General features: G+C 53.6%; 25 protein-coding genes. 15 read left to right on the plus strand and 10 right to left on the minus strand.

Annotated features, from left to right (window positions below):
* Positions 1-10 precede the first annotated feature (10 nt).
* From AAC086_RS20355 to AAC086_RS20365, 3 genes are all read right to left on the minus strand, one after another.
* The gene (locus tag AAC086_RS20355) at positions 11-352 is read right to left on the minus strand and encodes a ribbon-helix-helix domain-containing protein (RefSeq protein ID WP_339781512.1); all 342 of its coding nucleotides are present in this window, start codon (positions 350-352) and stop codon (positions 11-13) included.
* A gap of 334 nt (positions 353-686) precedes the next feature.
* Complete coding sequence (locus AAC086_RS20360) at positions 687-1,268, minus strand: DJ-1/PfpI family protein (RefSeq protein WP_339781514.1); 582 nt, start codon at positions 1,266-1,268, stop codon at positions 687-689.
* Between the two features lie 232 nt (positions 1,269-1,500).
* A complete protein-coding gene (locus tag AAC086_RS20365) occupies positions 1,501-2,481 on the minus strand; it encodes a mechanosensitive ion channel domain-containing protein (protein ID WP_339781515.1) in 981 nt (326 codons plus the stop codon).
* A gap of 229 nt (positions 2,482-2,710) precedes the next feature.
* On the opposite strand from AAC086_RS20365, the gene AAC086_RS20370 reads away from it, so the two are divergent.
* Together AAC086_RS20370 and AAC086_RS20375 are read left to right on the plus strand one after the other, a co-directional pair.
* Entirely contained in the window at positions 2,711-3,619 is a 909-nt protein-coding gene (locus AAC086_RS20370; RefSeq protein WP_339781516.1) for an OmpA family protein, read from the plus strand.
* Positions 3,620-3,800: 181 nt separating this feature from the next.
* Positions 3,801-4,481: a hypothetical protein gene (locus AAC086_RS20375; protein ID WP_339781517.1), complete on the plus strand. Its 681-nt coding sequence runs from the start codon at positions 3,801-3,803 to the stop codon at positions 4,479-4,481.
* A 179-nt stretch (positions 4,482-4,660) separates the two neighbouring features.
* Here the strand turns inward: AAC086_RS20375 and AAC086_RS20380 are convergent, their stop codons facing one another.
* A complete protein-coding gene (locus AAC086_RS20380) occupies positions 4,661-5,107 on the minus strand; it encodes a CoA-binding protein (RefSeq protein WP_339781519.1) in 447 nt (148 codons plus the stop codon).
* A 259-nt stretch (positions 5,108-5,366) separates the two neighbouring features.
* Between AAC086_RS20380 and AAC086_RS20385 the strand changes: the two genes are divergently transcribed.
* Positions 5,367-6,239 carry a protein-methionine-sulfoxide reductase heme-binding subunit MsrQ gene (locus AAC086_RS20385; RefSeq protein WP_339781521.1) on the plus strand — a complete coding sequence of 291 codons (873 nt, stop codon included), beginning with the start codon at positions 5,367-5,369 and terminating at the stop codon, positions 6,237-6,239.
* Positions 6,240-6,288: 49 nt separating this feature from the next.
* Here the strand turns inward: AAC086_RS20385 and AAC086_RS20390 are convergent, their stop codons facing one another.
* Both AAC086_RS20390 and AAC086_RS20395 read right to left on the minus strand, forming a co-directional pair.
* On the minus strand, positions 6,289-6,924 hold the full coding sequence (locus AAC086_RS20390) for a LysE family translocator (RefSeq protein ID WP_339781523.1): 636 nt from the start codon (positions 6,922-6,924) through the stop codon (positions 6,289-6,291).
* 229 nt (positions 6,925-7,153) lie between these two features.
* Entirely contained in the window at positions 7,154-7,951 is a 798-nt protein-coding gene (locus AAC086_RS20395) for an enoyl-CoA hydratase (RefSeq protein ID WP_339781524.1), read from the minus strand.
* 159 nt (positions 7,952-8,110) lie between these two features.
* On the opposite strand from AAC086_RS20395, the gene AAC086_RS20400 reads away from it, so the two are divergent.
* From AAC086_RS20400 to AAC086_RS20420, 5 genes are all read left to right on the plus strand, one after another.
* Positions 8,111-8,974, plus strand: a complete 864-nt coding sequence (locus tag AAC086_RS20400) for a hypothetical protein (protein WP_339781526.1) — start codon at positions 8,111-8,113, stop codon at positions 8,972-8,974.
* Between the two features lie 152 nt (positions 8,975-9,126).
* Positions 9,127-9,480 (plus strand): PaaI family thioesterase, encoded by a 354-nt coding sequence (locus AAC086_RS20405; protein WP_339781527.1) that lies wholly within the window; start codon positions 9,127-9,129, stop codon positions 9,478-9,480.
* A 159-nt stretch (positions 9,481-9,639) separates the two neighbouring features.
* On the plus strand, positions 9,640-10,107 hold the full coding sequence (gene rplM, locus AAC086_RS20410; protein WP_339781529.1) for a 50S ribosomal protein L13: 468 nt from the start codon (positions 9,640-9,642) through the stop codon (positions 10,105-10,107).
* Entirely contained in the window at positions 10,107-10,592 is a 486-nt protein-coding gene (rpsI, locus tag AAC086_RS20415; RefSeq protein WP_339781530.1) for a 30S ribosomal protein S9, read from the plus strand. The genes rplM and rpsI overlap by 1 nt, the downstream gene beginning before the upstream one ends.
* Positions 10,593-10,702: 110 nt before the next feature.
* Positions 10,703-11,623, plus strand: a complete 921-nt coding sequence (locus AAC086_RS20420; protein ID WP_339781532.1) for a GNAT family N-acetyltransferase — start codon at positions 10,703-10,705, stop codon at positions 11,621-11,623.
* A gap of 56 nt (positions 11,624-11,679) precedes the next feature.
* Here the strand turns inward: AAC086_RS20420 and AAC086_RS20425 are convergent, their stop codons facing one another.
* Positions 11,680-11,874, minus strand: coding sequence for a hypothetical protein (locus AAC086_RS20425; RefSeq protein ID WP_339781534.1), 195 nt, complete (start codon positions 11,872-11,874; stop codon positions 11,680-11,682).
* A gap of 232 nt (positions 11,875-12,106) precedes the next feature.
* Between AAC086_RS20425 and AAC086_RS20430 the strand changes: the two genes are divergently transcribed.
* Positions 12,107-13,444 carry a hypothetical protein gene (locus AAC086_RS20430; protein ID WP_339781536.1) on the plus strand — a complete coding sequence of 446 codons (1,338 nt, stop codon included), beginning with the start codon at positions 12,107-12,109 and terminating at the stop codon, positions 13,442-13,444.
* Positions 13,445-13,601: 157 nt separating this feature from the next.
* Positions 13,602-14,648 (plus strand): N-acetyl-gamma-glutamyl-phosphate reductase, encoded by a 1,047-nt coding sequence (gene argC / locus AAC086_RS20435; RefSeq protein ID WP_339781537.1) that lies wholly within the window; start codon positions 13,602-13,604, stop codon positions 14,646-14,648.
* A gap of 93 nt (positions 14,649-14,741) precedes the next feature.
* Here argC and AAC086_RS20440 read toward each other — a convergent pair whose 3' ends face one another.
* Entirely contained in the window at positions 14,742-16,157 is a 1,416-nt protein-coding gene (locus tag AAC086_RS20440; RefSeq protein WP_339781539.1) for a PLP-dependent aminotransferase family protein, read from the minus strand.
* 114 nt (positions 16,158-16,271) lie between these two features.
* Here AAC086_RS20440 and AAC086_RS20445 point away from each other — a divergent pair, with 114 nt between their 5' ends.
* The 4 genes from AAC086_RS20445 (at position 16,272) to AAC086_RS20460 (ending at position 20,401) form a co-directional block, all read left to right on the plus strand.
* Positions 16,272-17,144 (plus strand): DMT family transporter, encoded by an 873-nt coding sequence (locus tag AAC086_RS20445; protein ID WP_339781540.1) that lies wholly within the window; start codon positions 16,272-16,274, stop codon positions 17,142-17,144.
* 105 nt (positions 17,145-17,249) lie between these two features.
* Positions 17,250-17,810, plus strand: coding sequence for a gamma carbonic anhydrase family protein (locus tag AAC086_RS20450; RefSeq protein WP_339781542.1), 561 nt, complete (start codon positions 17,250-17,252; stop codon positions 17,808-17,810).
* Positions 17,811-18,006: 196 nt separating this feature from the next.
* Entirely contained in the window at positions 18,007-18,909 is a 903-nt protein-coding gene (locus AAC086_RS20455; protein ID WP_339781544.1) for a DMT family transporter, read from the plus strand.
* Between the two features lie 142 nt (positions 18,910-19,051).
* A complete protein-coding gene (locus AAC086_RS20460) occupies positions 19,052-20,401 on the plus strand; it encodes a cytochrome c peroxidase (protein ID WP_339781546.1) in 1,350 nt (449 codons plus the stop codon).
* 116 nt (positions 20,402-20,517) lie between these two features.
* On the opposite strand, the gene AAC086_RS20465 is transcribed toward AAC086_RS20460, so the two are convergent.
* Together AAC086_RS20465 and phaC are read right to left on the minus strand one after the other, a co-directional pair.
* Complete coding sequence (locus tag AAC086_RS20465) at positions 20,518-21,390, minus strand: NAD(P)-dependent oxidoreductase (protein WP_339781548.1); 873 nt, start codon at positions 21,388-21,390, stop codon at positions 20,518-20,520.
* A 145-nt stretch (positions 21,391-21,535) separates the two neighbouring features.
* Positions 21,536-23,335: a class I poly(R)-hydroxyalkanoic acid synthase gene (phaC, locus tag AAC086_RS20470; RefSeq protein WP_339781550.1), complete on the minus strand. Its 1,800-nt coding sequence runs from the start codon at positions 23,333-23,335 to the stop codon at positions 21,536-21,538.
* Between the two features lie 192 nt (positions 23,336-23,527).
* On the opposite strand from phaC, the gene AAC086_RS20475 reads away from it, so the two are divergent.
* Positions 23,528-25,090, plus strand: a complete 1,563-nt coding sequence (locus AAC086_RS20475) for an OmpA family protein (protein ID WP_339781552.1) — start codon at positions 23,528-23,530, stop codon at positions 25,088-25,090.
* The last annotated feature ends 47 nt before the right edge of the window (positions 25,091-25,137 follow it).

Raw genomic sequence — 25,137 nt, forward strand, 5'->3', positions numbered from 1 at the left:
GGGCAAGGCATTATTGGCCCAGCGGTGCCTGCATTGCCATATGGTTAAGTGGGCCTGGTCGCCTCGGGTTTCCGGCAACCGGATGTGGTTGTTGCTGTTGTTGCAGATAAACAGTGCAGACCACACGCAGCAGGGAGGCAAAATTGGGAATATCGCCCCGGTGTGCAACCACTTCGTCATGTAACAGGCCCAGAAATTGAGGCGTGCTGTAACCGTCTTTTACGGCAATTTCATCGATAATTTGCCAGAATCGTTGCTCAAGTCGCAAACTGGTCACCACACCATTGATCCGCACAGACCGGGTTGCCGTTTCATAAAGGGCAGGGTCGGTGCCCGAATATATCTTGCACATAAAGTTTCCTTTCCCGGCCTGCCAGGCCGTTGAAATTGCGGCCTTGTTGGCCAATATGGTCGTTGGTGCTGCGGTTTTCCTGGGAAATCGTGGGGGATGGCAGGAAAAATGGCAAGGGAAATGGCACAGCATATGTGTGATGCGACCGGGCAGGCTGTTGCGTGCCCATGTGCTTTGATGGCTGATTTTCAGGTGTGATTGCGGCGCAAAGTTAAGGGTTTTGGGTGTTTGTCATGAAAACGGCCCGGCAATGTCAGGATCGTTAACATTGCCGGGCCAATCAACGTGAAAGCCGTCAGTATGGGGTGGGAAGGCCCTGTATGGGCATCCCGGTTTATAATTCGATTTTCGTGCCCAGCACTTTAAGGAATTGTGCCATCCATTGCGGATGGGCGGGCCATGCCGGTGCCGTTACAAGGTTGCCGTCGGTATGGGCGGCATCAATGTCGATTTCCATATAGGTGCCACCTGCCAGTTGAACCTCGGGCGCGCAGGCCGGATAGGCCGAAATTTTACGATCCCGGATAATATCGGCAGCAGCAAGAATTTGCGCCCCATGGCACACTGCGGCGATGGGTTTGTTTGCGCTGTGAAAGTCCTTGACCAGGGCAATGACTTTCGCGTTCAGGCGCAAATATTCAGGCGCACGGCCACCGGGGATCACCAGTGCATCGTAATCTTTTGCATCTGCGCCTTCAAAATCGGCATTCAGGGTGAAGTTATGCCCGCGCTTTTCGCTATAGGTTTGATCGCCTTCAAAATCGTGAATGGCGGTGCGAACACTGTCGCCTGCAACTTTTTCAGGACAAACGGCGTCAACCTTGTGGCCAACAGCCAGCAGGGTCTGAAACGGGACCATTGTTTCGTAATCTTCGACGTAATCGCCGACCAGCATCAGAATTTTCTTTGCAGCCATTTTGAAAGTCCTCCCATCTTTTTTGAATGTCGCGCCACTATATAATAAGTGCACGCGGGGCGGGTAACAGCTGGCTACTACGAACCTGAAAGATGGCAGGTGAATGGCTGCATGGTTTTACGGTCGAAAAAAAACGGATGGCAGTTGGGCCATCCGTTTTCGGGAAACTTTTTTTGCCTGCGCAGGCACCCCGGTTTTAGGGGCCGGTGTCGGTTGATGTCGGCTTTTTTAATCAGGCTTTGGTTTCGCCGGTGGTGGCGTCAGGTGTCGAATCTGCTTTGCTGCTGGCGGCTTTGGTGGTTTTTGCCTTGGCCGTGGTGGCACGTGCCCTTGGCGCTGGCTTGGGGGCTTCGGCCTTTGCCAGTATGCCAGCCGAACGGGCTTCGGCACTATCGGTTTTCAGATGCAGGTCGCGCTGAGGGAACGGAATGCTAAAGCCTGCCGCTTCAAGTTCGGTTTTCGAACGACGGCTCAGGTCCCAGAAAGCGGCCCAAAAATCAGCGGTATTGGTCCAGCCGCGCGCCGTAATATCAACCGAACTTTCGCCAAGATTGGCGATAAAGGCCATCGGGGCGGGCTCGGCCAGAACGCGGCTGTCGCTGGCGACCAGATTTGTCATGAATTCCAGTGCGGCATCAACATCATCGTCATAGGCAATGCCAACCTTGATGTCGAAACGACGGGTCGGATTGCGCGAATAGTTGGTGATGGCGCTGTTCCAGATTTGCGAATTCGGAACCGAGATAAAGACGCCATCGGCCGTTTTCATCAGCGTGGTAAACAGGGTGATTTCAACAACGGTGCCCGAAACTGACCCGGCAGAAACAAATTCATCAACGCGCAAAGGGCGCAGCATCAAGATCATGACGCCCGATGCAATATTCGACAATGTCCCTTGCAGAGCAAGGCCAATGGCCAGGCCCGCCGCGCCAAGAACCGCGATGATGCTGGTGGTTTCAACACCAAACTTCGACAGTACCGCAATGATGACAAATACAAGAATCGTGTATTGCACAATGCTGGCGGCAAGCGGCTTTAAGGTGCTGTCAACGAATTTGGCATTTCTTAACGCCCGCCGAACCAGCGAAGCTGCTTTGCCAGCCATCCACCAGCCGACAATGAGAATAATGATGGCGCTCAGGATCTGGATGCCCATACCCAGCGCAAATGCGCGAATCATTTCAACTATTGTATTTGCGTCCGTGCCGTCCATGTGAACCTCGTATGCTTGGTCTCTAAAAATAAAGTGAACTTCTTTTCCGGTAAGGAGTATGATGCCAACAGGATTACATGGTTTAGAGGGCTTGAAAAGATCCCCTTGGATCGCAATAAAATAATATCTTGGAACCTTTGGCTTTTTTAGACGTTTCCGGTCATAATAATACCACGTTTGGTACTATTATTAGAGTTTGATAACAACCTGAACTACTGGGGCAAAGAATATGAAGTTTCGTTCGTCTTTCCTTTTGGCACTTGGCAGCGTAAGTATGCTCGGCGCATGTAGCAGCATCGATAATGCTAACAATGCTTTTGCTTATGGCGGGAACCCGCTGACATATGATAGCTCGCTCGACACCGCGATGCATGGTGCCGAACCGACGACTGCTTTCGGTAAAGACCTGAAAGCCGAATACATCGCTTATGCAGAACGCGAAGCCGATGAATGGTACGATTTCTTTGACGCTGACTTCTTTGCGCGCAAGGCTGCAAAAGTCGCTCAAAACGAAACCATCCTTCCGGAAGACCCGGCAAACTGGCGTTTTGACGCCGAGCAAATTGCACAGAAGCGTGCCGTTCGTGACGAATTGATCGGTTTGCTTGACGGCGGTGCTCGTGAAGCAATGCCGGATGTCGCGGCAACCGCGCAGGCGCGTTACGATTGCTGGATTGAAGAAAGCGAAGAAGGCTGGCAGACAGACCTGATCACGCAGTGCTGGAAAGAATATGAAGCTGCCATTGATCAGCTGAAGGCACCGAAAGTTGCTGCTGCTCCGGCGGAAACCCAGCCCGTTGCTGCTGCACCGCGTCTCTTCACCATCTTCTTTGACTTCGACAAATCGGCCATCACCCCGGTTGCCAAACGCGTTCTTGACGCCGCTGCCGACCAGTGGGCTGCTAGCCCGGGTACTGTTTCGATCGTAGGTCACACCGATTCGTCGGGTCCGGATTCCTATAACCTGAAGCTGTCGGAACGTCGTGCCGATGCTGCCGCAAGTGCCCTTGAAGGCCGTGGTATAAAAGCTGATGGCGTGAAGAAAGATGCCGTTGGTGAAGGTGATCTGTTGATCCCGACTCCGGATGGTGTCCGTGAGCCGCGTAACCGTCGTGTTACCATTTCGATCGATAACTAAGATAAACTATCGGTCATTTACCAAATCTTCGGCAACGGGATGGCATCATGTCATCCCGTTGTTTTTTTTGAATAGTCGAAATAATGGGGCGGCGGGCGACGAAAGTCTGCTTGAAATGAACGGATAAACCCATACAGTCGTATGATCGTGATGGTTGAGCGTAGTGAGACCTGGGGGGAAGATGAACACCAAGTTGTTTTGGCAGAAGGGTATTTTGGGTGCGCTTGCGGCAGTGATCGGATTCGGAATTGCAAGTTTTCCAAGCGTTTCTGCGCAAGCTGGCGATCCTACGCCGATTGTGCCCTTTGAAAAACTGTTCGCCAAGGAACGCGGGGATTCGAAAGTTCTGCGGTTTAATGGTTTTTCCGGCGAAATTCCGGGCAAGCGAATTAAGGCATTGTTGCGGTCCGGTCCAATTTTGGGGGACCGCGTTTTATTATCCGAGGATGTCGCTGTTTATTTCCCCGATGGCTATATTGTGCAATCGCAGGCGCGATTGGCAAAATATGTGCCAGCACCTGGATTGCAACCAACCCAGGTTGTCGCCCGTGATAATTTGATGGAAAATCCGCGTTATAATCTGGTTGCCCAGTTCGACGGTGCTTTGGGGCAAGAATGTGCGCGTGTGGTCTATGGTGACGGTTTTGCCTCTCTGCGTATCAACCGTGGCGGTGTTATGTCGCTGATAACCGAAACGCCAGGCATTTTTGATGGACTGGTCAATGAACACACCACCACTTATGATATTACCAGTGCGGTTACACCGGTTTTTATGGGCAATAAGGGCCTGTTGCCTGATTTGATCAGACTGTGTCAGGGCGATCATAAAAAAATTGCCGGGACGTTGACCGCTCAGAAATAGAATCGAGAATTTACGGCGGGTAGTCTGCAATGCACCGCGTATTTTTGTTTTGCTCTGAATAAAAATCGCCCGCTTTGAACCTGCGGGCGATTTTTTGTTTGATGCCGTGCTGTGAATTGGCGGGTATTGACAGGGATTGCGAAATGACCCGCCGAGAATGGCTGGGTCTTGTCGGGTGTCTACGAATCCTTACGCCAGTCAGCGACGAACAATTGCGGAATTTCAATTGCCGGGCAGCGATCCATAACGGCGATGAGACCGGCATTTTGGGCGCGCATGGCGGCATTTTTATCGATCACGTTCAATTGCATCCATACCGACTTTGCCTTAATTGCTATGGCCTCGTCGACAATGCCGCCTGCATCCTCGGATTTGCGAAAAATATCAACCATATCAACGGGCTCAGGGATATCAGCAAGTTGGGCATATACTTTTTGCCCCAGAATTTTCCCACCGGCCTGACCCGGATTTACCGGGACGACATGAAATCCGCGGGCCAGTAGAAACGCCATAACCCGGTTTGAAGGCCGTTCCGGTTTGGGGCTGGCCCCGACCAGGGCGATGGTTGTTGTGGCATTAAACAGGTTGCGCAGCGCGATGGTGTCGGGATTGGTGAAATCAGTCATCGTTCATTCTTTCCGTCAACTGAAAATGGCAAAACGGACATGATCATATCGGTGTATTGCGTTCGTACAATGGCGATAAAGCGTTAAAGCAGATTTTGCCTGCCTTCGCCTCGCGCAGAGTTGATCGCGAGTTTAAGTGACCCGGGCGTTCTTTTTGCGTTCTATGGACCAACAATTGCGTAATTTCTATTGCGTAACATAATTCTGTCATTGGGCTTTACTGCCCGGGCAGGTGAACATCTAGAATAGGGAATCGCCGATGTTTCCGTGGCTTGATCATTCCGGACGGTTTTCAATATTTAAATTGATGGTGTTTGTCGCCATCCTGATCCCCGGATGTGTCGTGCTGTGGCCGGTGCTGTTTCATGACGGCGTTTCCCTGCCTATCAAGGATGCCATTCATGGCAGTGGGGATTGGGCGATCCGTATGTTGCTGATTTCGCTGGCGATCACACCACTGCGCCGGGTGACCAAATTTACCCGGGTTGTTCTGGTTCGTCGCATGGTTGGTTTGGCCGCCATGGGCTATGCATTGTGCCATTTGCTGCTTTATTGTGTCGATCAGTCGTTTGATATGTCGCGCATTGCCAGCGAAATTCTGGTGCGGATCTATTTGACCATCGGTTTCGTTGCCGTGATGGGGCTGGTGGTGCTGGGAGTAACATCGACCAATGGCATGATGCGGCGCCTGGGCCGGAATTGGGGCCGCTTGCATAAAGCCAGTTATGGTATCGCCGTCCTGGGGATCTTGCATTTTTTCATGCAGTCGAAAATTGATGTTACCGAAGCAACCCTGATGGCCGGATTTTACCTGTGGCTGATGATGTCGCGTTTTGCCAGCAAGATGAACTGGAAAATGAAATCGCCGGTGACATTGCTGGGCCTGGCGGTTGCGGCTGCGATTGGCACGGCCGCGATTGAATATGCCTGGTTTGCCATTGCCACCGGGGTGCCGCCGCTGGTGGTGTTACAGGCGAACTTGCACTGGATGTATCCGTTGCGCCCGGCCTGGACCGTTTTGATCATTGGCGTGCTGATTGCAGCCTTTGCGTCGGCCAAACAGGTGTGGGGCAAGTTTACCCCGCAACAAAACAGCCCCCGCCCGGGCCGCGCCCGCGTTGCCAGCCGGTAAGTTCCCTGAAACCGGGGAAACGTGCTTTAGTTGTTTAGTCGAGGGGAAATTAAGATGTTGCGCTGGCCCGCCGCGCCAGTGCCGTTATCAGCCCTGCCGCGATCAAAACAGACCCGCCAGCCCGGCCCATAAGTTGCATGGCGCGCGGGCTGCGGAATTTTTCGCGCATTGTGCCCGCAGCCAGAGCCCATAATAAAATATTTACGGTAGCCAGGCTGACAAAGGTGGCAATTAAAATGGCAAATTGCGGCAGGGCTGGCTGATGCGGGATAATAAATTGCGGCACAAAGGCGATAAAAAAGATAATGCCTTTCGGGTTCAGGGCCGTGACCACATAGGCATGTAAAAACATACGCGACGGGCGGGTGCGCTGTGCTTCATCCGAATCTTCTAATTGGTGGGGTTTTTCCCGCCACATTTTGACGCCGAGATAAACCAGATAAACAGCCCCTACCAGTTTTAACGCGCTAAACGCCGCTGCGGATGTGGCCAGCAATGCCCCGGCCCCCATCAGTGACACTGTCATGGCAGTTAAATCCCCCAAGGCCACTCCGGGCACGGTTGCCCATGCTGTTTGGCGGCCCTTACCCAGCGCATAACTTACCACCAGCATGATCGTCGGGCCGGGAATGGCCAGGACGATGGCACAGGCCAATAGATAGGTCGCCCAAATCTCGAATGTCATGATGTCTGTCCTTGGCAGGGAATATAGCAGGTTGCAAAACTGTGCCGCAAATTTGGGGTTTTGGCAAAGGTTAGCTGTCCCAATTCCGGCGTGCTGCGACGGACTATTCTGAAAGCCAAAAAATATGACGGCGTTTTCATAATGGAATCGCCGCCATATTCTGTGTCGTTATGTCGATTGTTGCACCATTATTCGAATGCCCGATGAGGTGTCTCATCAGGCATTGGTATTATTCGTGGCGCCATGTCGGGGGGCGTTTGTCGACAAATGCCCCAATGCCTTCATTGGCATCCGTGGTCTGCATGTTGGTCGTCATGACGGACGATGTATAGTCATAGGCGGCCCCCAGGGGCATTTCGATTTGCCGGTAAAAGGCTTCCTTGCCGATTTTAATGGTCGATGCCGATTTGGCCGCAATTTTTTCGGCCAGTTCCATGGTTGCGCTTTCCAGTGCGTCATCTGCGACAACGTCGGAAACCAGCCCCATTTGCCATGCCTGCTGTGCGGAAACAGGGTCGCCGGTCAATAACATGCGCATGGCATGTTTGCGCCCGATATTGCGCGATAATGCCACCATCGGAGTCGAACAGAACAGGCCGATATTGACCCCCGGTGTGGCAAAACGCGCATTTTCGCTGGCAACAGCCAGGTCGCAACTGGCGACAAGCTGGCATCCCGCCGCCGTTGCCATGCCGCGAACGCAGGCAATAACCGGTTGGGGCAGGGCAACAATACGCATCATCAATTCGCTGCATTGGGAAAATAAAGCAGCATGTCCATTGCAGTCGGGAATACCTTTTAATTCTTTCAAGTCATGACCCGCACAAAATACCGGGCCGTTTGCAGCCAGAATCACTGCGCGAATATTTTTGTCTTTGGCAATTTTTTCAAGCTCTGTTTGCAAGTGAAACATCATCTTCGAGGATAGGGCATTCCTCTTATGGGGCTGGTTCATCGTAATTGTAACGGTAGCGTCACTATCCTTGCGAAGTATAAAATTTCCGGCGAATTCGTCTTTTTTGATCATTATTTCCTCCTTGATGCAGTTTTTTATGCACGTAACTGTTCTTTTATCATAAAATAAAATCAAGGTCGCTGTTATCGCTTTAGTCAGACTTTACTGGCTTGCAGGTGACCTGAAAAATGCCTTGGTATCTTCAGCAGTTGCTGGCATCAGGTGAGTGTCATGGAAAAGCGCGACACACCGGAACGCAGCCTACGGGACAAAGAACCGTCTGCTTTTGTTTCAGAAAGCAGACTTCGGGAAAGCCAGCGGGTTTTGTCGCCTGCGACGCAATCTTCGATAAACAGATATGATCGTTCCGATGTAATTGAACGTGAACTTAAGGGAAAAAAAGCTGCTGCCATCGAACGGTTGGCGGCCAAGGGGATCAATATTGCGCGAATTGGTCCTGATCCGGCGCAGAAAGGTAGGCAGGAACCTGACCAGTTTGTTTGGGAAACGGCGAATACGCCGCCCGCCGCCCAAGACGAAAACACGGGGGATACCAACCCGAAAGACCCCCCTTCCTTTAAATGGCGCGAAGATGACCCGCATAATGTGGCAGAGGGGCAAAATGCCTCATTTGATGCGGTAACAGGTTTTGTCGCGGCGCACCCGCCAGATCAGACACAAGATGCCATTCGAAAGGGGCAAGCAGGGCATTCAGAAGCAGACGATCTTTTTTCGCGCTTTACGCAAGTGCCTCAAATTAATGAGACGGCATCTGTGCCCAACACGGATTTAACCGACATGGCAATTGAGCACCACGGGTTCCGATTACCTGATAAAAAACCAGGAACTCCACAAACACCCAAACCGGTAGCATCCGCACCCGCCGAACCGCTCCATTCCGGGCGGCGCCGGGCGACAGCAGAAAGTTACGCCGTACCCGACAGTTTGGCCGCGCAGCCGCAAAGACCGAATGCAAAGCTCGAACGACAGGGGGTTGAACGTTGGGCCCCGCATATTGGTGCCTATATGATTGCGGCCATTGCTGTTGGCTATGTTCTGGTTCTAACCATGATGGAACTTTATACGCTGTTTTAAATCGGGTTGACCCTGTCTGGGAAAACCCGCCGGGGCTTGGTTCATTAAGCCTGAGGTTATTGTGCTGATGGCTTGCCGCAAATGCCTGGGCCTCCTGTTTGTTTTTCAAGGCCGATTTTTTCAGCTTTGGTCACGTGGGCGCGGGCGCGCTTGTGACGGAAAGCCTGGAGGGGGCCGTGGCAAGGCTGCGTTTGCCGTTTAATCCACTTTATATAAGACCGGGTAACGTGATTTGTGGTCCGGCCATTTTTGCCCTGGCCGATATTGCCCTATACGCGGTGGCCTGGATGCATGTTGCCGTTGCTGATCATGCCGTTACCACCGAGGCGACGGTGCATTTTCTTGCCGGGGCAAAGCCGGGTGACCTGATGGCCGAGGCCTGCGTCTTAAAGGCGGGAAAACGGTTGCTGATTGCGCAATGTCATATCCGCTTTGTGGTCGATAATGCCCTGTGTGTGCGTGTTATTGGCACCTATGCGATGCCGCCGGTGGCAAAAGCGGGATAAAAAAGTGAAAATCTATGTGGTAAAATAATACCAATTTATATAAGGTGTTGTTTTATAACGAATTATTCCTGTTGCTTTCCCGGTAAAAATTGGCATACTGCGCCCACTTTCAGCGAGGGGCGATTCCCTCCGTGAAAACCAGTTTCAGGTAATGAATTTATGAAAACCTTCACTGCGACACCGAGCGACATTGAGCGCAAATGGTTCGTGATCGACGCACAAGACGTCGTTCTCGGTCGTTTGGCTTCAATCGTTGCCAATCGTCTTCGGGGCAAACACAAAGCGATGTTTACGCCTCACATGGATTGTGGCGATCACATTGTTATCGTCAATGCCGAAAAAGTTAAACTGACCGGTCGTAAACTGACCGACAAGAAGTTTTACTGGCACACCGGTTATCCGGGCGGCATTAAAGAACGCACCATGGACAAGCTCCTGGGGGGCCAGCATCCGGAACGTGTGATCATCAAAGCTGTCGAGCGTATGATGTCACGTGGTCCGCTGCGCAGCCAGGTTCTGACCAAATTGCATGTCTATGCAGGTACCGAGCATCCGCACGAAGCGCAGCAGCCGGAAGTCCTGGATGTGGCGGCAATGAACGAAAAGAATAAGCGGAGCGCTAAGTAATGGCCGACACCAAAACTCTTGAAGATCTCAAGGATCTGGCGCCAGCCGGTCAGGCCGCTGTTGCTGAAGGCACCCTGCCGGAGCCGAAGATTGACGAACTGGGCCGTTCTTATGCGACCGGTCGTCGTAAAAACGCAATTGCGCGCGTTTGGATCAAACGCGGTTCAGGCAAGATCACCGTTAATGGTCGTGAATTCGAACATTATTTCGGTCGTCCGGTTCTGCGCATGTTGATCAACCAGCCGTTCGGTGCTGCTGCGCGTAATGACCAGTATGACGTGTTCTGCACCGTTGTTGGTGGGGGGCTTTCTGGCCAGGCCGGCGCTGTGCGTCATGGCATTTCACGCGCTTTGATCAATTTCGAACCGGAATTGCGCAAAGTTCTGAAAGCTGGCGGGTTCCTTACCCGTGACTCACGTGCTGTTGAACGTAAGAAATACGGTAAAGCCAAAGCCCGCCGTAGCTTCCAGTTCTCCAAGCGCTAACCGGCAGCTATACGCAATCGCGATTTTCAAAAGCCCGCTGGTTACGCCAGCGGGCTTTTTCTGTACTTTTCATTTATATCCCTTCTTCCCCTCAAATTTCAGGAAACACCATGCAGTACAGAATTCTGCACGAAGACGAGCGGCCCGCACTGGAAAGTTTTTTGTCGGCCCATACCAGCAGCACGATGTTTCTGCGCAGTAATCTGCGTGCTGCCGGTATGGGCCGACGTCAACATCCCCTGTCTGCCGATTATTTTGCAGCTGTTTGCACCGATGGCAATGTTCATGCCGTCTTGGCCCATATGCGGGGCGGTAATGTGCTGGTGCAAGGTCCAGGTGACGGTGCCGCACAGGGCGAGACGCAACATAATCACATTATGGATGGTCTGGCTGCTTTCAGTTGCGATCATATCGCCGGTCCGGTAGCGGGAATATTAGGGCCTTCGGCGGATGCCCAAACAGTGATGCATCATTTTGGGCTGACGAGCAGTTGCTATGCTACAAATCATGACGAAACGCTTTATCGGCTTGAACTTGACGAGTTGAAACGGGCAATGCCGCCGCTGGCGGATAGTTATCAGGTTGTTGATGCCGCAAAAATTGACCGTGCCACATTGCTGCGCTGGATGCGGGATTACGAAATGGAAGCCCTGGGGATGCAGGAATCCCCATCACTGGATGGCCGTGTTGCCGCCCGTGTTGTCACCGCCCTTGAAGATCGTTCGTGGTGGGTCTTGATGGTGGAAGGGGAGCCGGTCGCCTTGGCCGGATTTAACGCCCGTTTGCCCGACAGTGTTCAGCTTGGACCGGTCTGGACGCCGCCGCGCCTTCGGAATCAGGGCTATGCCCGTTTGCTGGTGGCGCGGTGCTTGCTGGCGGCACGGGTTCGCGGGTGCAAGGTCGCGGTTTTGTTTACCAATAATCCCGCTGCGGCCCGCGCTTACGAAGCCGTCGGTTTTACGGCAATCGGGACCTATCGCCTGGCGCTGCTAGAACGCGCACAAAACCTTGTCGTCAAGCAGCCTGTTTGATTGCATCGGCCAGGCTGGCACGCATATAAACCCCCGGGCCAAAGCGAGGGCTGCATTTATAAGCGCAGCAAACCGGTTCGGGGTTTTTCCTGGCCGAACGACTTATGTGTGATCGCCCGCAGCACAATCAGCGGCCCGGGAATATAAAGCACAAGATAGATCATTGTGTTGATGACTTCTTTTTGTGCATCCTTGCGCATCTCGGTGAAAGCTGGGCAGAGATGGCGTTTGGGTTCGTCATCAAGGGGCATGGTATCGTCGTCTCGCGGTGGCGTGCCAAAATGTTGCTATTACCCGACGTGCCAACGGTTTAAGGCCAATCTGTCGCAGCGGGGAAAGGGCAGGGGCAAGGCTTTATCCGGGGCAAAGGTTGATTTTGCTGCAACCGGTTGGCAAATGTGCTTTGCCGATTTGACTTTGTTTGCGTGCAATGGCTTGTTGGTTGTGTTGGCAATGTCGCGAAATGTTTGGATATTCGGCAGAATGAACCGGGTGCAGCAACAATTAATGCCGTTTTTAGGCCGTGTTTGGGTGTGTTTGGCCGGTTTAACCGTGCTTGCAACCGGCCCGGCATGGGCGGCCAACCCGCATCAGGTTTTATATCACTATGACCAGCGCCCGCTGGCGGTTGGTAAATTCAGCATGGTTGCCGTTTTTCAGGAACGCCTGTTTGCCGCCGCGGCCCGATGCCGGGGGGGCGCTGCGTCGCAATATGGCGCGCCCGATGGGGCCATTGGGAACAATACACAAAAAGCCATCAATAATTACCTGTCTTGCAGCCCAAGGGCGGGTGGCCAGGTGAACGACCCGGCAGATAGCGGTGCGATCACGGTTGGGCTTTGGCAATCACTGATGCCCGATACCATGCCTTACCCCGATGCGATTGAGCGGGCAAACCAGCTTACCTTTGCGCTGGAAGGAACCGATTATGACCGGGTGGAATTTAATTTTTGCCAGTCGCGTAATCCGTCGACGGGTAAAAAGTTTATCGAAGGTGATCGTTATTGCTATTCCAACGACAAGGCATCCTATCTGACCTGGGGGCCGCGCGGGGCCACGGCGGGGCATGGTGCCGAAATTCAGCAAATTATCGTTCTGGCGGAAAAAGCCCATCCCGGATTGTTGCAAACCGTGTTTGGGCCAGAGGCCGATACCATGCGCCGGGTCGTGCTGGGCGATGAAGACAGTGTGGAAACCATATTATGTGCGGCCTGGGGCAATGCCCGTCGCCGCAGCGATTTAAAACAGCGTTTTGCCCGTTATGGGGCCTTGCCCGAAGTGCAGGAAGCCTACAGCAGGGTGTATGAAGCCGCGAATGCCGATGGCGGCAAGGTGCAGCGGTTTTTTCGCATTTATAAGGCCTTAAAGCCGGTTATTCATCGGGACCCGACCGAAATTGACGTGGCATTTTTTATTGACCGTGCCACGCATGGCGGCGCGCCACCGGGCGATTTGGCCCCGTTGATCGAAAAAATGCAGTATTTTGTCAGCCGCACCCGCATTGTGCCGTCGCCCGGCCAAATGCGCCGCCAGTTGGCTGCATGGTTGCCCTCATCCCACAAATATAATGACCGGTTGGCGCGCGATGCGATTTTTCTGATCGATGATCCCGAAGTGAACCTGTCCGATGCGCATCGTCGCATTTGGCAAAAACGTTCCGGTCTGCGCGCCAGCGCGTTCGGGCTGTCGGACGACCGGTTTGTGCCTGCCTATCCGGCCATGCCGGTTACCGGGTATGAAGCAATAAAAAGATTCGCAACCGCCCGTCCGACCGAGAAAAACGCCTGTCCGGCCGTTGTGCGCAAGCCCCGCAGCCCCTGAGAACACCCGGAAACATGCACGTGATACTGCGTATATGCAGTTACTGCATGGGTGGTTGGCGAAATAGGGCGCGGAATGTCTTGCATCGCGGGGGCATGTTTGCCAACATCTGCCGGTAATTAAACACGAATATATGCTGTAAGGAGCAAGATTTGAAATGAATGACGCCAAGGTTAAAGTCGGAATTCTCGGTGCCAGCGGATACACCGGCGCGGAATTGGTACGCTTGCTTGCGCACCATGCCGCTGCCGAAATCGTCCTGTTGACCGCCGACCGACGCGCCGGGCGTCCTTTTGGCGAGGTGTTTCCCCATCTTGCCCATTTGAAATTGCCCACCATGATCCGCATTGATGAAGCGGACTGGGACAGTGTTGATGTTATTTTCTGCGCCCTGCCGCATGGCACGACGCAGCAAGTGATTGTCGGTTTGCCGACCCATATCAAGGTTGTCGATCTGTCGGCCGATTTTCGCTTGTTTGATGCCGCGACCTATAAGGAATGGTATGGGGCCGAACATGCCGCCCAGGATCTGCAAAAAGAAGTGGTTTATGGTCTGACCGAACTGCACCGCGAGAAAATCGCCAAGGCCCGTGTGGTCGCCAACCCTGGCTGTTATCCGACGCCGGTACAATTAAGCCTGACCCCGCTTTTGGAGCAGAAACTGGTTTTGGCGCAGGACATTATTATTGATGCCAAATCCGGTGCCACCGGTGCGGGCCGTTCGCCCAAGGAAGGGTTGCTATATGCCGAGGTGACCGAAGGCATTCATGCCTATGGGACGGGCGGACATCGCCACGCGCCGGAAATTGAACAGGGGCTGGCATGGGCATCGGGCGAGGATGTGGTGATCAATTTTTCCCCGCATCTGATGCCGATGAGCCGGGGCATTCTGGAAAGCATCTATGTGAAAATGGCTGATGGTGTAACACCTGAACACATTCACGAGGTTCTGGCCAAGCGTTATGAGGACGAACCGTTCGTTCGGGTTTTGCCTTTTGGCGCAACGCCGCAAACCCGCCATGTGCGGGGCTCTAACTATGTGCTGATTGGTGTGGTCAGGGACCGGGTGCCGGGCCGCGTGATTATTGTCGCGGTCGAAGATAACCTGGTGAAAGGCGCTTCGGGCCAGGCTGTTCAGAACATGAATGTCATGATGGGCCTGCCTGAAACCATGGGGCTTGAGATCGAGCCGCTGTTCCCGTGATCTTTTGACCGGGACGGGGTGAATTAATTTTTTAAAGGCGCGTTATCCTGTTTTGGGGGCGCGCCTTTTTGTTTGTCTTCAATGGTTTTAGGGTTATTTCTGCAACGCCACTTCGGTTTTTAGAAAATCAAACAACCGGGTATCTTGCGACTGTGCGACGTTAAAACGCATAAAGTTGCCTGCTGTTTTTGACAGGCTGAAAACATTTCCCGGTGCCAGAATGATGTTTTCGCGCAGGGCCGCATGGGCAAGGGCGGTTGCATCCATATTATGGGGCAGGCGCGCCCATAAAAACATGCCAGCGGCAGGCGGGGTTAACGGGGTAATGCCCAGTTGGCCAAATTTTGCCGTAACGTCGGTCATGGCGCGTGCCAGCCGTTGGCGCACCTGTTCCATATGCTTGCGATAGGACCCGTTGCGCAAAACCGACAGCACAATTTCAGACGATAATTTGCCGCCGCCAAAACTGGTGGCGATTTTAAGGTCGACCAGCTTGTCGATCCACGGGCCTTGAGTGGCGATGTAGCCGCACCGCACGGATGCCGACAGGGTTTTGGAAAAACTGCCGATATGCACAACATTTTCCAGCCCGTCAAATGCGGCCAGGCGCGGGGCCGGGGTGGTTTCAAAATCGGCAAAAATATCGTCTTCGATGAGGGTGACGCGATGTTTTTCGCAAATTTTCAAAACCTTGTGGGCTTTTACCGGCGACAGGCAGGCCCCGGTCGGATTATGCAGACCCGAATTGGTGACATATAGCCGTGGCTGATGCCGGGTGACGGTTTGCGCGAACGCATCCATCGCCGGGCCGTCGGCTTGATAAGGTACCGACACAATTGTGGCACGGTGGGCATGGAGCAGGGCCTGAAAATTGAAATAGCACGGGTCATCGACCAAAACCGTGTCGCCCGGCTCAATCAGCATGCGGCACAAAAGGTCAATCGCCTGCGTGCCCGATTCTGTTAGCATGATCTGTTCCGGGGGTGCGGCAATGCCATAATCACCCATCCGCCGTCCCAGCAATTGCCGCAAGGCAAGGGAGCCCAGGGGAGTGCCATAATCGGTCAGGCGGGTATTATCATCCCCGCGGGCCAGATGGCGTAATGCGCGACGTAGCGCATCATGCGGCATCCAGTCGGGCGGTAACCAGCCACAGCCGGGCTTTAACACACTGTCATTGGTGCTAAGCGACTGGCGCGAGACCCAGAACGGATCAATCGCCCGGTCCAGCCTGGGGGCCAGTTGGGCAATTGACAGGGGCGGCATATGGCCCGCAACAAAAAAGCCCGAACCGCGCCGTGACACAAGGGTGCCATCGGCCACCAGCCGGTCATAGGCATCGACCACGGTGGATTTTGAAACCCCCATTTTTTCCGCACATTGCCGAATAGACGGCAGCCGTGCGCCTGGCACCAGGCGGCGGCTGGCAATGCGGGCGCCAATATGTGCCATAACCTGGCCGACAAGTGTGCCTGAATTGTGATCGGCTGGGGCCGAACTTTTTGCCATCTGTACTTCCAATAATACCAATACAGTTTGGTCAAATTGTACTGGATTATGTCTGGTGCAATGACGTGCAGCAAGCGATTGCTGGTGTCGGTGCTAAACAAAAAGGGGGCCGTGATGAGCCGCACGACACAGGGCTGGATATTTGGATTTTTGGGAATGCTGGTTTTTAGCGGGTCCTTGCCGGCCACCCGTTTGGCGATGACCGGTTTTGATCCGGTATTTTTAACGGTGGCGCGGGCGGTATTGGCGGCGGCAGTGGCCCTTTGCCTGTTATTGATTACGCGCCAATCCCTGCCGATACGGCGCGATTATATGTCGTTGCTGATTGTGTCGTTGGGCACGGTGGTTGGTTTCCCCCTATTAACCGCGCTGGCGTTACAATTTGTCACATCGGCGCATTCGTTGGTGTTTATCGGTTTGTTGCCATTATCGACGGCCATATTCGGGGTGTTGCGCGGCGGCGAACGGTTGCGCCCGGTGTTTTGGCTGTTTAGCGGGTTGGGCAGTGCGCTTATTTGTGGTTATGCGTTGCGCAACGGGCTGCACGGCGCACTGAAAGGCGATCTTTTGATGTTGGCCGCCATTGTGGTCTGCGGCCTTGGCTATGCCGAAGGCGCAACCTTGTCGCGCAAAATGGGCGGATGGCAGGTAATTTGTTGGGCGCTGGTCGCGGCCGTGCCGTTGATGCTGGTATTGCTGGTTTTCACCATGCCCGATGATTTGACTCATATTAACCGCGCATCGTGGTGGTCGTTGGGTTATGTCGCGGTTTTTAGCAGTCTGGTCGGGTTTTTATTGTGGTATCGCGGGCTGGCATTGGGCGGCATCGGGGCGGTGGGGCAGTTGCAATTGTTGCAGCCGTTTTTTGGCATGGTGCTGGCCGCAGCGATTTTGTCGGAAACCGTGGACCCGACCATGGTGTTGGTTACCTTGGCGGTGATTGCCTGTGTTTTTGGCGCCAAACGGTTTGCGCGACCGGTTCGGTAATGTCGGTTTGGGCTGGTTTGGTTCTGCTGTGTGTTTCCTTGTCGGGGCGAAGGCGTTAAGATCGGACAAAATTATTCTCGCAAACAGACTGGGGCGATACATATCATGCCAACGATCCTGAAATATCGCGATGCCGTGCCGCAAATAGACGCCACAAGTTTTATCGCGCCCAATGCCACCATCATTGGCGATGTGGAAATTGGCCCGGAAACCGGCATCTGGTTTGGCTGTGTCATTCGCGGGGATGTGCATGAAATTCGCATCGGATCGCGCACCAATATCCAGGATCTGACCATGGTGCATGTGTCGAAGGGCAAGTTTGGCACTTATATTGGCGATGATGTAACCATTGGCCATTCGGCGGTTATTCATGCCTGCACCCTTGAAGATCGCAGCTTTGTTGGCATGGGGGCCACGGTAATGGATGGCGGCGTGATTGAGCAGGGGGCGATGCTGGGTGCGGGGGCGCTTTTGTCGCCGGGAAAACGCATTCCGGCGGGGGAATTGTGGGCGGGCATTCCGGCGCGCAAAGTGCGTGATCTGACCCGGGAAGAAATCGAATTTTTCAAGGTGTCTGCGGATCGTTATGCTGCGCTGGCCGCCGAATACCGCACCGACATCGCATCGGGCAAGGCGGTTATTTCACTGCCGGATGCGCAAGGTTAACGATAACGCGGTTGTTTTACCTGTCTTTGATTGCTTGCCACATAATTGCGATATCGGCTCTTTGGGCGGGTATCGTAATTTTTATGCGGGCAACAGATTGCTTGAAGCCCTATCCGCCCTGCGATAAACCAATTTTTATACATTATACAATTGTGGAATTGCGACATCAGATCGCAATAGGGAATGGAACGAAACCATGACACGCTGGCAAGCCAATGGCGTTATCCTGTTTGTGGCCCTGATTTGGGGCACGACCTTTGTTGTGCAACAAACCAGTATGGACAGCATCGGCCCGTTTTATTTTACCGGTGTGCGGTTTTTGCTTGGCACGGTGGCGGTGCTGCCATTTGCCTTGCGCGAAGTTTCGCGCCTGTATCTGGCCGGGTATCGCTTTTCGACGCGAGACAAGCTGGGATTGCTGGCGACCGGCATTGCCATGTTTCTGGCCTCCATCCTGCAGCAAATTGGCATTATTGATACATCGGTCACCAATGCCGCATTTTTAACGGCATTTTATGTGCCCACCGTGCCGATTTTGGCCTTGCTGGTGTTTCGCATTGTGCCGCATTGGGCGGTGTGGCCCGGTGGGGTTTTGTGCGTTCTGGGCACCTATATGCTGAGCGGTGGCGATCTTTCCGGGCTGGGCAGTGGCGATTTCTGGGTGATGAGCAGCGCCTTTTTCTGGGCCTGCCAGGTGGTGCTGGTCGGCATTATGGCACAACGTACCCGCGCACCGCTTACCGTTGCGGCGGTTCAGTTTTTTGTTACGGGCGTTTTGGGTATGGCAATGGGGGCTGCGACCGAGGAATTCAGTCTGCAATCCATTTACGGGGCAGGGTTTGAAATTTTATATGCGGGTATCATGTCGGCCGGGGTGGCCTTTACCCTGCAATGCGTGGCGCAAAATTACACCGAGGCCGCCGACGCCGCGATCATCATGAGCGCGGAAGCCGTTTTTGCCGCCATTGCCGGGGCCATCTTTTTGGGTGAACGCCTGTTGCCGATGGAATATGCCGGATGTGGTCTGATATTGGTGGCGATCATTGGGGTGCAGTTAATGCCGCTACTGCGCCGTCGCCGCCATGTCGCCGCTGTGTGAAGCTGTTCATTGACGAGAAGAAGAAATTTAACCGTGTTTTAATGGTGTTGATTATTGACCTTTATCAAGGAATAAGACAAATAGGGGCAGTAGAAAGCAATTCAGAATGATTTGCGATCCCACAGCGCCTGAAGGTCCCATCATGAACAGCTCCACCTTTAAAAACCAACCGTTTCTGCCGGTTTTGCCGGGTCCTTGGCGCAACAGTGTTATGGCCTGCGGTTTGGCCCTTGCTGTTTTCGGGGGGCTGGCGATCCCGGCACAGGCAGCGGATAATGGGGTTGCAACACAATCTGATCCGGTATCGGCGCGAGCTGCTGCGATCGCGATCGCCGCTGCGAACGATCAGCCGTCTGCGGATGAATCTGTGGCGTTCAAAACACTGTCGGAACTGGGCGAAGCCCTTTATTTTGATACCAGTTTGTCAAAAAACCGCACCATGGCCTGTGCCACCTGCCACGACCCGGAAACGGCCTTTCGCGATCCGCGCGATACCATTGCCAACGGGTCGTTTTCGATGGGCGATGACGGGGCATCCTTTGGGGATCGTAATGCACCGATGGCGGCCTATGCCGCACTGGCACCCGATTTTCATATCACCAAAGAGGGTATTCCGGTGGGGGGGCAGTTTTGGGACGGGCGTGCCAAAGGCCTTGCCGAACAGGCCGGTGGGCCGCCCTTGAACCCGGTGGAAATGGGCATGGGCAGTGCCCATGATGTTGTATCGCGCCTGAAAGAAGACCAGGACTATGTGACGGCTTTCAAGGCACTGTTTGAACAAAATATCTGGGATGATGACGATGCCGCCTTTGCGGCCATGACCCAGGCCATTGCCGCGTTTGAAAGGACCGATCAATTTGCCCCGTTCGATTCGAAATATGATCGCTGGTTGCGCGGCGCGTATAAAATGACCCCGAACGAAGAACTGGGCCGGGTGTTGTTTTTCTCGCAGCAATTTACCAATTGCAATGCCTGCCACCAGATAAAGGCGGCCGGGGCCGAAGGTGAAACCTTCACCAATTATCAGTATCACAATATCGGCGTGCCCCAGAACCGTGCCCAGCGCGTGGCCGATGGCCAGAACCCCGATTTTGTCGATAACGGTTTGCTTGATAATCCGGCAATTACCGACACGTCATTCAAGGGCAAATACAAAGTGCCGTCCTTGCGCAATGTCGCGGTGACGGCACCTTACATGCATAATGGTGTGTTCCACGATCTGAAAACCGTTATCCGGTTTTACAACAAATATAACAGCCGTTCCGAGGCTGCGCAGATCAACAATGAAACCCAAAAACCGTGGGCCGCACCCGAAGTCCCTGAAACGATTTCAATGACGGAACTGGAAAAGGGCGATGCCCTGGATAGCCGCCGTGAAAATGCGCTGGTGGCATTCTTGAAAACCCTGACGGACAAGCGCTATGAACCGCTTTTGGCAGCACAGGAACAGGCCGCCAAAGAAGCAAAAGCCGCCAAATCAGCGCAAAATTGATCTTTTCTATGGTGTAAAACCACCTGCGGGCAAGAAGGTTGCTTTTTCAGGCAGGTGGATTTGCTATATTCCGGCGGTATCAGGCTAATGCCAATCCGAACCGTGCTTTTGCTTGGTTATTTTTTAAATGTTTCAATCACCGCGCTTTGCGCAAGGTCGCCAAAGCCAATCGCGATTGCGTGATTAAACACCGCGCTGGCGGCCTTGCCAACGGGCAGGGTTAGGTCAAGTTCGCGCGCCAATTGCAGGGCATAGCTGGCATCTTTGGCCCGCAAGGCGGTGGTGAAATGAATGCCTTCATGATGATTGCCCGAAATCATGCCGGGCAGAGTCATGGTGGCGGGGCCACTGGCAAGCGCCCCATTGATAAAGGTTTGCGCCACCTGTTCGCCGTCCAGCCCGGCCTTTTGGGCCACGGCAACAAGTTCTGCCACTGCGGCAATGTGAACTGCTCCGATCAGGTTATTCATCAATTTATAAACGGTTCCCGATCCGGCAGGGCCAAAATGGATAATCTTGCTGGCAACGGCTTCCAATATCGGGCGAGCGCGTTCGAGAACCGCCAACTCGGCCCCGATCAGAAAAACCGTTTCACCGCGTGCCACCTGTTCGGGTACCGCCGTGACCGGGGCGTCGATATAGGGAATGTTTTGCGCCTCCATGATATCGGCAAGTTCACGTACAAAACCATGCGACAGGGTCGAACATTCAATTGCAATGGTTCCCGGTGCAATGGCATCAAGCGCACCGTCATCGCCCAGCCACACATGCCGTGATGCCGTGTCATCGGCCATGAATGAAATGACAAATTCGCAATTTTCCACGGCATCGGCAGGCGTTTCACAGGCAATTGCACCTTGTTCAATCAACGGTGCCAGTTTTTCGGTGCTGCGATTCCACACGCGAATCTTATATCCCCGGGATAACAGGCAGGTGATCATGGCGCTGGCCATGCGTCCTGCGCCCAGAAAGCCGATTGTCTTGGTCATGCTTGTATCCGTTCGCGTTTAAAAACAGAGTCCAGATTGCGTGATTAAAGGAAATATAGTGTAAACGAAAAAAGCGACCGGAATATGGATTCCGACCGCTTTTATGGGTGTCTGCGGGCTTATATTTTTGTCAAAGCGGGCGTGTTTATGGCCTGACCTTTACATATTCGCCCGGTGCCGGGCCAATGACCTTGCGGTCGCCGTCGCCCGGTTTGCGGGCATCAACCTCGCCACCGCTGCGGCGGCTGATCCAGTTTTGCCAGTCCGTCCACCATGAACCTTCGTGCTGGGTGGCTTTTTCCAGCCATTGTTCCGGCTCCGCCGGGTTGCGGTTATAAGTCCAGTAGCAATATTTTTTGGCCGCAGGCGGGTTGACCACACCGGCAATATGCCCCGATGCAGAAAGCACGAATTTTACCTGCCCCGATAACAGTTGCGTTCCGGCATATGTGGCCTTCCACGGTGCGATATGGTCTTCGCGGGTGGACAGGAAATAGGCCGGAATTTTAATGTCGCGCAGATCAATGCGTTCGCCCAGAATGCTGATACCACCTGGCTCGCGCAGCAGGTTTTTCTGGTACATGTTGCGCAGATAAAAACTGTGCATTGCCTTTGGCATCCGGGTCGAATCCGAATTCCAGTATAAAAGATCGAACGGAAACGGATCTTTGCCCAGCATATAGTTATTGACCACAAACGACCAGATCAGGTCATTGGCGCGCAACATGTTAAACGATGTCGCCATATCGCTTCCCTCAAGGAAGCCTTCCTTTTCCATTTTGTGTTCCAGGCTTCCAATCTGTTCTTCGTCAATAAAGACCGAAAGTTCACCGGGATGTTCAAAATCTGTCAGGGTGGTAAAGAATGTTGCTGATTTAATGCGGTCATCATTCTTTTTGGCCATATAGGCCAGGGTCGATGTCAGCAGGGTGCCGCCCAGGCAATAGCCAATGGCGTTGATATCACGTTCGCCGGTGGCTTCGTAAATCATGTCCAGAGCGGCAAGGATGCCTTCGTTGGCATAGTCGGAAAATGATTTTTCCGCCAGTTCGCCGTCAGGGTTGACCCAGGACAGGACAAAAACGGTATGGCCCTGATCAACCGCCCATTTGATAAATGAATTTGCCGGGCGCAAATCCAGAATGTAATATTTGTTGATCCATGGCGGAATGATCATTAACGGGCGCTTGGCAACCTTGTCGGTTGATGGCGTGTATTGCAGCAATTCCATCAAATCGGTTTTGCCAATCACCGCACCTGGTGTGGTTGCAACATTTTCGCCCACCTTGAAAGCATCAAGGTCGGTCATTTTGATCTGAAGCTTGCCTTTGCCTCGTTCAAGGTCATCAAGCAGGTTTTGTAAACCCTTGACCAGGTTTTCGCCGCCCGATTCGAGCGTGGCGCGCAAAACTTCGGGGTTGGTCATCAGAAAATTGGTCGGTGAAATGGCATCAACGAATTGACGGGTATAAAAATCCAGTTTTTGTGCTGTTTTGTCATCCAGCCCGTCAACATCCTGTACCAGGCCTTGAATCCATTGCGACGACAACAGATAGGATTGTTTTATATAGTCGAAAACTTCGTTTTCTTGCCATGCGTCGTCGCGAAAGCGACGGTCGCCTTTTTGGGGCGTTACAAGGGGTTCGGCGTTGTGACCTAACATGCGCAGCGTCGTGTTTTGCCACAGTTGCATATAATTTTGCCACAACTGCATCTGTGCCTCGGCCAGTTTGGTCGGGTTTTGCATCATGTGGGTGCAAAGTTCCATAAAGGCCGACCCGATATTTAACGGGTCCAGATTCGCAATTTCAGGGTCGTCGGCCTGGCGTGCCAAAAAATCAGCAACAAGACGCTGGCTCCTTTCCGCAATTTCGGCCATCGTGGCTGAAAGTTCTTCCGGGTCGGGATGTGAATTTTCGGTTTCGCTGGCCTGTTGATCGGTCATGGCGCATTCCTTTATGATATCACCCATCGTAATCGGCACGTAAGTTGAAACACTGCTTGATCCCAAGCATATCATATCCTTAGACTTTGGCAGCCTAACGTGCCACGAGGGCATGATACAAGAAATATAACATGACGTGTTTGTCGCAGATCATATGCACGCGTTTCTTCAATTTTGGAGCAAAGAATATCAATGGCTGTCTTGAAACCGACTTTGCGCGCAGGGCATAAACAGCCTTGCTTGCGCGGTCTTCTTCAAACAGGGTCGGCATTGGCCGTGGTCTTGATGTTGGGGGCCTGTTCGTCGGTGCCTGATGCCATTAATCCTGTTGAATGGGGCAAAAGTATTGGCGACACATTTGCCGGGGATGAAGGGCCTGCGAAATCGCAGCAGCCGATTCCCGGGCAGGAAAACGATTATCCCCGCCTTGCCGATACCCCAAGTCGCCCGGTTGTCACCGGTGATAGCGAACGTGACATTCTGATCGCCGGTCTGGCCGCAGACCGTGCCAATGCCAAATATACCAGCAGCACGGGCCGGGTTGAGCACATTGCTGTTAATCCGATTGCGCCGCAGGGGGCAACTGCAACTGCAACTGCACCGGCATCTGCAAGCAGTGCATCCGCGTCTTCCCCGGCCTTGGCAACAGCATCAGCCGCCGCCCCGGTAAAGGAAAGTGTCACATCGGCAAAAATGCTCGAACCCGCAACAGCCATGCCCGAACCAAAACCGGCGGGTTTGAAAGAAACACCGATTGCCGAGGGTGCAACGTCGTCCAGTGGATCGCGGATCGTCGATGAATGGAATGCCAAGGCGGCCAATAATCCGTTGCCGGTGCCAAAAGCTGCCAAATTGCCTGATGCGCCCAAGCTGACAGCCGATGAAACCGTTTCCGAAGCCCCCGCAGCCGCCGCAAAAGCAGAGGCAACGGCACAGGCGGAAAGCAAAGAAGCCATCAACGCTGCCCCGCCTGTACCAGCCGCTCCGAAACTGGCGCCTAAAAAGCTTGAAGCAGAACCGCCTGTGCCACAAGCCAGCAGCCCGTCGGCCGCAGTGAACCCTGAACCCGTTGCCCCTGTTGCCCCCGTTGCCGCACCGGAAGAAGACCCGGTGATGGCGCAATATAAACGCCGCCTGGCCGAAGGGCAGGGGCAGTTTGACAAGGAACCGATGCCGTCCGGTACCGACAAGGGGACGGCGGGCGATTTTGATTATTCGATGTATACCGATAACGGATCGGTAAAGGTCGATGAAAGCCAGCTTGAAAACAAGGTTCCGCCAGCCCCGATCATAGGTGATGTTACCAGTAATGACGGGCCGCTTGGCGAAACCCCTGATGAATTGCTGGCATCCCGCCTTGGGGTAAAGGCCGTTATGCAGTTGCCCAATGCCACGGATAATACCCAGGTTGCGCAAATCCAGTTTGCCGATGGCTCGGCAAAATTAAGCACCACCGATGTTGATGTGCTTAGAAAGGTCGCTGTTGCCTGGCAAAAACACGATACCGCGCGCCTGATGGTGATCGGTCATGCATCGAGCCACACCCAAAACATGTCGATTGATCAACACGAAAAAATCAATCGCATGATTTCGGAACGTCGGTCCTCGGTCGTTATCAACCAGTTGCTGGCTCTAGGTGTTAACCCTGACGCCGTTTATGTTTCTGCCGAAGGTGCCTCTGATCCCCGCTATTTTGAAGGGGTTCCGGCAGGCGAAGCTGGAAACCGTCGCGTCGAAATCTTTATGGATTATTGAGCGTAAAAAAGGTACATCCTTCGAATTGTACGGCGCGCCACCAGGAT

The sequence above is a fragment of the uncultured Thalassospira sp. genome (genome assembly GCF_963976115.1).
Taxonomy (GTDB): domain Bacteria; phylum Pseudomonadota; class Alphaproteobacteria; order Rhodospirillales; family Thalassospiraceae; genus Thalassospira.

Bases quoted from the DNA above. Each gene is read 5' to 3' on its own strand.
- AAC086_RS20355 (WP_339781512.1), bottom strand. From the start codon at position 352: ATGTGCAAGATATATTCGGGCACCGACCCTGCCCTTTATGAAACGGCA.
- AAC086_RS20360 (WP_339781514.1), bottom strand. From the start codon at position 1,268: ATGGCTGCAAAGAAAATTCTGATGCTGGTCGGCGATTACGTCGAAGAT.
- AAC086_RS20365 (WP_339781515.1), bottom strand. From the start codon at position 2,481: ATGGACGGCACGGACGCAAATACAATAGTTGAAATGATTCGCGCATTT.
- AAC086_RS20370 (WP_339781516.1), top strand. From the start codon at position 2,711: ATGAAGTTTCGTTCGTCTTTCCTTTTGGCACTTGGCAGCGTAAGTATG.
- AAC086_RS20375 (WP_339781517.1), top strand. From the start codon at position 3,801: ATGAACACCAAGTTGTTTTGGCAGAAGGGTATTTTGGGTGCGCTTGCG.
- AAC086_RS20380 (WP_339781519.1), bottom strand. From the start codon at position 5,107: ATGACTGATTTCACCAATCCCGACACCATCGCGCTGCGCAACCTGTTT.
- AAC086_RS20385 (WP_339781521.1), top strand. From the start codon at position 5,367: ATGTTTCCGTGGCTTGATCATTCCGGACGGTTTTCAATATTTAAATTG.
- AAC086_RS20390 (WP_339781523.1), bottom strand. From the start codon at position 6,924: ATGACATTCGAGATTTGGGCGACCTATCTATTGGCCTGTGCCATCGTC.
- AAC086_RS20395 (WP_339781524.1), bottom strand. From the start codon at position 7,951: ATGATCAAAAAAGACGAATTCGCCGGAAATTTTATACTTCGCAAGGAT.
- AAC086_RS20400 (WP_339781526.1), top strand. From the start codon at position 8,111: ATGGAAAAGCGCGACACACCGGAACGCAGCCTACGGGACAAAGAACCG.
- rplM (WP_339781529.1), top strand. From the start codon at position 9,640: ATGAAAACCTTCACTGCGACACCGAGCGACATTGAGCGCAAATGGTTC.
- rpsI (WP_339781530.1), top strand. From the start codon at position 10,107: ATGGCCGACACCAAAACTCTTGAAGATCTCAAGGATCTGGCGCCAGCC.
- AAC086_RS20420 (WP_339781532.1), top strand. From the start codon at position 10,703: ATGCAGTACAGAATTCTGCACGAAGACGAGCGGCCCGCACTGGAAAGT.
- AAC086_RS20425 (WP_339781534.1), bottom strand. From the start codon at position 11,874: ATGCCCCTTGATGACGAACCCAAACGCCATCTCTGCCCAGCTTTCACC.
- AAC086_RS20430 (WP_339781536.1), top strand. From the start codon at position 12,107: ATGAACCGGGTGCAGCAACAATTAATGCCGTTTTTAGGCCGTGTTTGG.
- argC (WP_339781537.1), top strand. From the start codon at position 13,602: ATGAATGACGCCAAGGTTAAAGTCGGAATTCTCGGTGCCAGCGGATAC.
- AAC086_RS20440 (WP_339781539.1), bottom strand. From the start codon at position 16,157: ATGGCAAAAAGTTCGGCCCCAGCCGATCACAATTCAGGCACACTTGTC.
- AAC086_RS20445 (WP_339781540.1), top strand. From the start codon at position 16,272: ATGAGCCGCACGACACAGGGCTGGATATTTGGATTTTTGGGAATGCTG.
- AAC086_RS20450 (WP_339781542.1), top strand. From the start codon at position 17,250: ATGCCAACGATCCTGAAATATCGCGATGCCGTGCCGCAAATAGACGCC.
- AAC086_RS20455 (WP_339781544.1), top strand. From the start codon at position 18,007: ATGACACGCTGGCAAGCCAATGGCGTTATCCTGTTTGTGGCCCTGATT.
- AAC086_RS20460 (WP_339781546.1), top strand. From the start codon at position 19,052: ATGAACAGCTCCACCTTTAAAAACCAACCGTTTCTGCCGGTTTTGCCG.
- AAC086_RS20465 (WP_339781548.1), bottom strand. From the start codon at position 21,390: ATGACCAAGACAATCGGCTTTCTGGGCGCAGGACGCATGGCCAGCGCC.
- phaC (WP_339781550.1), bottom strand. From the start codon at position 23,335: ATGACCGATCAACAGGCCAGCGAAACCGAAAATTCACATCCCGACCCG.
- AAC086_RS20475 (WP_339781552.1), top strand. From the start codon at position 23,528: ATGGCTGTCTTGAAACCGACTTTGCGCGCAGGGCATAAACAGCCTTGC.